Origin of the sequence: Bergeyella porcorum (genome assembly GCF_042427575.1) — a bacterium.
Classification (GTDB): Bacteria; Bacteroidota; Bacteroidia; order Flavobacteriales; family Weeksellaceae; genus Bergeyella; species Bergeyella porcorum.
Window position 1 is genome coordinate 416246 of sequence record NZ_JBHMFD010000007.1, and the last position, 6808, is coordinate 423053.

The following is a 6808-nucleotide window of genomic DNA, read 5'->3' on the forward strand; positions in this document are numbered from 1 at the left end:
ATTTAATTTTTAGAAAGTACACGAACGATAAGGCTTAGCAAATCATCCATATTGCTTTCTGTGCTGGTGTATATTTTATTTTTAGTATGTTTTTTCAGTTCGCTTTCAGTGGTTTGTCCTATAGAAAATAAAACCTTCCCTTCCAAAGAATTGTATTTGGAAAAACTCTTGACGCCGCTTGGGCTAAAGAATACCAAAGCATCAAAATTATCTGCATTGAGAGAGGGATAAGTAAGCTCAGTTTCATAGACCACCACTTTCTTATAATTGATATTCTGCAAAGGCAGGGTTTTGTCTAATATATCCAAAGCGAGATTGCCACAGAAATGCAAAAACTTCTCACCCTGAGAATTTTGGATAATGAAGTCTGCCAAGTCTTTGGCGTGTTTTTTCACTTTGAAAGTTCCAAAACCGTGTTTCCTAAGGGCGTGTTTGGTTTTTTGTCCTACGCAATAGATTTTATTGTAATTAACCTCCGTAAAATTTTCATTGGGTTTAAATCCATTTTTGAAAAAAGATTCTACACCATTGATGCTGGTAAAAATCAGCGATTTGTTTTTTAAATCAAAAGGCGACATTTCCAAATGGTGTATTCTAATCACATCCAAAGCGTCATAGCTCATCTGCTCACCAAAATGCTGAGAAATGAGTTTTTTATCGATATTTTTTTTTGTGAATAGAATTTTCATTGGACTGTTTTTTATGCTTTTGGGAAAGCGTATTACAATTGTTCTTTGATGGAAGCCATCAGAGCCTTTCCTCCTTGTTGTAAAACTTTTTCAGCTATCGTTTTTCCAATAGATTCGGAGGTAGGAAGAGCAATGGTCTCCTCTACTTCTATACATTCTTTCCCATCTAAGGAGCACAATCTCCCTACAAAGTGAATACTGCCATCCATTATCTCTGCAAAAGCTCCAATAGGAGCCGTACAACCGCCTTCTAAGGTTTGCAAGAAATCCCGTTCTATCTCTACGCATTGCTGGGTAGCGGTATGGTTGATGGCTTTCACCGCGGCATTAATGTCTTTATTTTCAGACAATCCAGCTACCACCACTACGCCTTGAGATGGGGCAGAGAGCATCATTGGAAGTTCTTCAAATTCGATATTGAGGTTAAGGCGTTCCAAGCCTGCCTGCGAAAACATAGTGGCATCTGCCAAGCCGTTTTCTAATTTGCTAAGGCGGGTCTGCACATTACCACGGATGTCGGTAAACTCCGCATTTGGAAATTCTTTTAGCCAAAAAGCTCTTCGCCTAAGGCTGCTGGTAGCGATTTTTAAATCTTTCAAATCCTTATGCTTAGCAGATTGGCTTCTTACCAAGACATCTTTAGGAAAATCTCTTTCGAGGTAAGCAATAAGCTCAATGCCTTGCGGCATTTGGGTAGGCACATCTTTAAGAGAATGGACTGCAATATCAATCTCTTTATTGAGCAATGCAATATCCAAATCTCTTGTGAAAACGCCCGTAATCCCCATAGCATAAAGTGGAAGATTCAGCTGCTTGTCCCCCGAAGAGACAATAGGAATAATCTCTGTAGCGTGTCCCAATTGCTGTAATTGCTGTGCTACTTCTTCGGCTTGCCAAAGGGCAAGAGGGGAATTTCGGGTTCCGATTTTAATGCTTTTCATTGAACTCTTTATTGGGTTGTTCTACTAAAATCTCGTGCATCAGTCTGCTCACTTCCTCAGCTCTCAGAGGATTATCAATGATGTATTTCGCAAAACGATTGGTAATTTTTTGTATCATCTTATCCGAAAGCTCCATATCATCTACTTTGATGTAGCGGTGTTTTCTGTAGATATTGTGCATTTCGTTGCGTTCCATATTTTTCAGTACCGCTTTGAAATGATGGATATTAGGGGCAAATTTTCTTTTCTTTTCCCAATCTGCAAAATCTTTTGACATTTCTTTAATGATTTCTTCTGCCTTGGGAATTTCTTTTTTTCTTTGCTCCATTGTGCTATTGATACGCTGCGAAAGAGCATCTACATCTACCAACTCTATATTAGGAATTTCTCCTACGGATTTATCCACATTATTAGGAATGGAGAGGTCTATCACAAGGCGTTCTTTGCCATCGGTAAAATGCTCTGCCGTGATGATGGGCTTTGGAGCTCCCGTTGCCACAATGAGGATATCTGTGTGTTTTAGTTCTTCTTGGAAATCCTCAAACGGAACAGATGGAATATTGTATTTCTCTGCAATTTTTTCAGCTATCTCGGCAGTTCTGTTGGCAATTTTCACCTTAGGGTTATAAAGATGTTTTACCAAGTTTTCTACCGTATTTTGTCCTATTTCGCCTACACCTAAAAGAAGGATATTTTTATCCGAAAGCTGTTTTTGTGAGCTTAAAATATAATGAACCGCAGCGTAAGCTACCGAAGTGGCTCCATTGGAAATAGCGGTTTCTGTTTTTATTTTTTTGGAAACCTGAATGGCAGAGTTAATGGCTCTCTCCAAATAAGGATTGGCATTTTTTCTTTCTCTTTTGAAACGATTGTAGGCATTTTTTATCTGCCCAATGATTTCAAAATCACCGATAATCTGGCTTTCCAATCCTGCAGATACACGAAAGAGGTGGTTGAGTGCTTCTTCTTGTTTCAGGATATTAGCGTATTGCATAAAGTCCATCAGATTAACACCCACGGTTTTACAAAATTCTTCTGCAATGAGAAGATAATTGGGCGTAGTGGTGTAAATCTCCGTACGATTGCAAGTGGACACCACAAAAGCATCTCCTAAGTTTTCGGATTGAACACGACTGACAAAGTCCTTAATGTGTTCCTCAAAAAAGCTGAACTTCCCACGCGTCTCTGCATCGGCTTTCTCATAGCTGACACTCAACACGGCAAAATTGGAAGTCTGGTGTATGTTGGAATTTTGTGGCATAAGCAACTGCAAATTTAAGCTTTTTATTGGAAACTTTAAAACCTAAATGAGATGGCTTAGCCCAAGTGAATCCTTCTAAGAGCATCCGCAGTCTTTATCGCAATGGGTACGCTTGCTGCTGAATTTCTTTGGAGAAAAGTTCTTTTTCAGTGTTTTAAAAATAGAATAGCAAGCAACCGATACCAATACGGCTACGATAATGTATTGTAATAGAAAATCCATATTAATCTGCTTTAAAGAGGGTTATTTCAGAATTTGATTTACTAAAAATGCCAAAATATATGCCAATCCAGACATCCCCACCAGTTGCCCTAGCGTCCACTGCCAACTTCTGGTTTCCCGATACACCGTAGCAATGGTGGCAATACACTGCATCGCAAAAGCGTAAAACACCAAAAGTGAAACGCCCGTAGCAAGACTAAATACCTTCTCTCCATTTGGTTTGGTATCAGCTCTCATTTTACTCAAAATTTGTCGTTCGCCTTCTTCGGATTCTGGGTCTAATTCTTCATCTAAGCCATAGAGAATCGCCATTGTCCCCACAAAAACCTCTCTCGCTGCAAAACTCGTAATGATGCCTACCCCCATTTTCCAATCATAGCCCAGGGGTGCTACTGCTGGCTCTATCGCCTCTCCTACAATGGATAGATAAGAGTCTTTCATCTCCACATCTGTTGCCACCCACTGCTCTGCTTCTTGTTTTGGTCCAAAGTAAGACAATGCCCACAGAATAATACTCACGGCAAAAATGATTTTCCCTGCATTGGAAACAAAGTCCCATACTTTATCCAGAGTAAGCATAACATCGTTTTTCCATAATGGCATTTTGTAAGTAGGCAAATCCATCACTAGGTAAGACTTCTCTTTGGTTTTCATCAGATTTTTCAAAACAAAAGAAGACATCAAAGCTACGATTAACCCCAAAAGATACATTCCTAAAAGTGCTAATGCTTTATAATTAATTCCCAAAATATACCCATTAGGAATAATCAGAGCAATGAGAATGCTATAAATAGGCAATCTTGCAGAGCAAGTCATAAACGGCGTTACCAAAACGGTAAGCAATCGTTCTTTGGCATTTTCTATATTACGCGCTCCCATTACCGCAGGCACCGCACAGGCTGCCCCAGAAACCAAAGGCACTACACTCTTGCCACTAAGCCCAAAAGGTCTTAGAAATCTATCCATTAGAAAAACCACTCTTGCCATATAGCCAGAGTCTTCCAAAATGTATAAGAAATAAAAAAGAATGAAAATCTGTGGTGCAAATACCACAATACCAGCTATCCCAGAGATGATACCATCTACCATTAGACTATTGAGAGGACCTTCAGGAAGCCGCTCTCCTACCCAACCTGCTAAGCCCGCAAAATCTTCACCATCTCCCAAGAAAGCCGTTTCTATCCACACCATAGGATATTCTGCCAAGAAAAAAATACAATTGAACATCAAGAGCATCAAAACGCCAAAAACAATATATCCCCATACAGGATGCACCAATATCTTGTCCAATTGCTCCGTTAAAAGTTGCTTGAATTGAGCTTTTTGCACCACCACCTTCGTTACCAAAGCATCAATACTCTGATAGCGTCTGATGGTTTCTTGGGTTTGAAACCTTTTAGGAACAATACCTTGGGCTTTAGTTTCACCCAATAAAAGTGATGCCCACGCTTCGTAATTTGACTCTGCTAGCAAAGATTTCTGCTCCGATGGAATTTCAAAAAAAGGGGTTTCAGAGGTTTTAAATTGATTTTCAAAAATAGCTTGCTTTAAGGCATCTATTCCCTGCTTTTCTTTGGCACTAATGGTAATAACATCTACGCCCAAATGCTGCTGTAATGCTGCTGTATCTATGTGAACTCCTCGTTTTTCAGCTTCATCCATCTGATTAATCACCAGCAAAGTAGGAATACCCAAATCTTGAATCTGATTCAGAAGCAATAGCCCTCGCCTCACACTAAGTGCATCTAAAATATAAACCACGCCAGCATAGCGTTCTCGGTTGTCTTTCAAATATTTAATGAAAACATTTTCATCTTCAGAAGTGGGATAAATGCTGTACGAACCTGGCAAATCTATCACCTCTACCTGCTCATTTTGGAAGGTATAATTCCCCGAATGGCTAGCGACCGTTACCCCCGCATAGTTTCCAGTCTTTTGCGTGGTATTGCATAATGCGTTGAATGCGGTAGATTTCCCTACATTGGGGTTACCTACCAGAAGAATTTGTTTATAATGTGTATGATTTTGCATAAATATTTCCCAAGAACAATTAAACTGTAACAGCTTTCACTTCAATGTAATTAGCTTCTTCTACCCTAAGGGCGATATGTCTTTTTTCTGCCCCAAACTCTATATACAAAGGCCCTCCAAATGGTGCTTTGTAAAGAATTTTGAAAGAAGTATTGGGCAATAACCCCATTTCTATAATCTTCTGAGGCATTGCCAGTTGCTCATCATCGTAGGCTACAATTTCTCCCAATTGATTGAGCGGAAAGCCAGACAATTTATCGGTGTTATTTTTTTTCAAAGCAATATTTTTTGTAAACTGCAAAGATACATTATTTAAAATAAATCTAAATAAAAATAAGTACTGATAAATAGCAAGGTTTGATAAAAAAATAAGTGCGACTCCTTACGCCCTCTTATTGATTATGATTTGGCAACACCTCTAAATGCGGGATTGAGGATTGAAAGATATTTTAGAAAATTCATTGAAAATTTTATAAAAAAAGTTTTTGCTCCCATTTTTTTGTAATTTAGGCACCGAAAAAGGTTTTAACTCAGATTTGGTTGCCTTTTGAAAATTGGATAAAGCAGTTCGTGCTTCGTAAGGCTTTTTCCGTTGGTCGTAATTTAAAGCAAATGGGATTTACAAGTTATTTAGAGGATATAATTTCAAAATCAGAAGATTATAAACACTTTCTTGATGAATATAATTCAAATCAAAAAGATTCAGAGAAAATAAATGTTCATAGAGTTTTTGACTTTATAAGAGAGTGCAAAGCATTACTTAATAGAATAAAAAAAAACTAATATTGAAGATTTTGATAAGATTTTAAAAAATTATCTATTATTAGATTCTGAAAACAAAGAACTAAAAATAGAAAATTTTAAATATAAATCTTCCTTTGAAAATTCTGATAAAAAATTAATAATCTCGAACAAGGGCTGATTCAGCCCCCAAGTGCAATTTTTAGATTACAAATTTATAGAATAAACTTTTAGGCTCCTCAAAATCTAATGTTAATCTTGGTCTACGGTTAATTTTATGTTGAATTTCTTTTATCGTTTCTTTACTAACTTTTTCAAAATAAGTACCTTTCGGAATGTATTGCCGAATAAGTCCATTGGTATTTTCATTCAAGCCTCGCTCCCAAGAACAATAAGGATGGGCAAAATAAAAATCACACTCTAATTTTTCACTAATACACTGATGTTCATAAAACTCTAATCCATTATTGCTTGTAATGGTTCTTACAAAATCTTTATAAGGAAGCAAAGCCTCTACCATTGCTTGGGCTAAATTTTTGGCATTTTTACTACTTAACTTCCTCATTATTAAAAATTTTGTCTTTCTTTTTACGATGGTAAAAATCGCTTCTTTATGTTCTGCCCCGATGATTAAATCTACTTCAAAATGACCAAATTCTTCATTGCTTAATACCACTTAAATCATAAAAATACTCGTAAATATTTTAAGATAATGATGATTAGAGGTGATGGATTTTACTTTTTGATTGTCCATAACGTTTAAGGTTTCATAGAGCCATTCTTTGAGAAGCTCCATATTTTCAAAAGTCTTGTTTTTAAAGCGTTTTTTTATGTATTGCCAAACTTGTTCACCGGGATTCAATTCTGGACTGTATGGTGGAATATTTATCAGTGCAATATTGGGAGGAATATCGAAGTCTTTG

General features: G+C 37.3%; 9 protein-coding genes. 1 reads left to right on the top strand and 8 read right to left on the bottom strand.

Annotation, left to right across the window (positions count from 1 at the left end; all coding sequences use genetic code 11):
• Window positions 1–2: 2 nt before the first annotated feature.
• The 6 genes from ACFFUE_RS05235 to ACFFUE_RS05260 all read right to left on the bottom strand — a co-directional run bounded on the left by ACFFUE_RS05235 (window position 3) and on the right by ACFFUE_RS05260 (window position 5421).
• A complete protein-coding gene (locus ACFFUE_RS05235) occupies window positions 3–689 on the bottom strand; it encodes a uroporphyrinogen-III synthase (protein WP_376833256.1) in 687 nt (228 codons plus the stop codon).
• A gap of 32 nt (window positions 690–721) precedes the next feature.
• Window positions 722–1630 (bottom strand): hydroxymethylbilane synthase, encoded by a 909-nt coding sequence (gene hemC / locus ACFFUE_RS05240; protein ID WP_376833258.1) that lies wholly within the window; start codon window positions 1628–1630, stop codon window positions 722–724.
• Window positions 1617–2891: a glutamyl-tRNA reductase gene (gene hemA / locus ACFFUE_RS05245; RefSeq protein WP_376833260.1), complete on the bottom strand. Its 1275-nt coding sequence runs from the start codon at window positions 2889–2891 to the stop codon at window positions 1617–1619. The genes hemC and hemA overlap by 14 nt, the downstream gene beginning before the upstream one ends.
• Window positions 2892–2966: 75 nt before the next feature.
• Window positions 2967–3113: a hypothetical protein gene (locus ACFFUE_RS05250; protein WP_327983618.1), complete on the bottom strand. Its 147-nt coding sequence runs from the start codon at window positions 3111–3113 to the stop codon at window positions 2967–2969.
• A 21-nt stretch (window positions 3114–3134) separates the two neighbouring features.
• Window positions 3135–5144, bottom strand: a complete 2010-nt coding sequence (gene feoB, locus ACFFUE_RS05255) for a ferrous iron transport protein B (RefSeq protein WP_376833264.1) — start codon at window positions 5142–5144, stop codon at window positions 3135–3137.
• Window positions 5145–5163: 19 nt separating this feature from the next.
• Window positions 5164–5421, bottom strand: a complete 258-nt coding sequence (locus ACFFUE_RS05260) for a FeoA family protein (RefSeq protein WP_376833266.1) — start codon at window positions 5419–5421, stop codon at window positions 5164–5166.
• A gap of 263 nt (window positions 5422–5684) precedes the next feature.
• Between ACFFUE_RS05260 and ACFFUE_RS05265 the strand changes: the two genes are divergently transcribed.
• Window positions 5685–5927, top strand: coding sequence for a hypothetical protein (locus tag ACFFUE_RS05265; RefSeq protein WP_376833268.1), 243 nt, complete (start codon window positions 5685–5687; stop codon window positions 5925–5927).
• Window positions 5928–6087: 160 nt separating this feature from the next.
• Here ACFFUE_RS05265 and ACFFUE_RS05270 read toward each other — a convergent pair whose 3' ends face one another.
• Together ACFFUE_RS05270 and ACFFUE_RS05275 are read right to left on the bottom strand one after the other, a co-directional pair.
• Entirely contained in the window at window positions 6088–6561 is a 474-nt protein-coding gene (locus ACFFUE_RS05270) for an IS30 family transposase (protein ID WP_376833270.1), read from the bottom strand.
• A partial coding sequence (locus ACFFUE_RS05275) for a transposase (protein ID WP_376833272.1) occupies window positions 6562–6808 on the bottom strand: 247 nt, incomplete at its 5' end.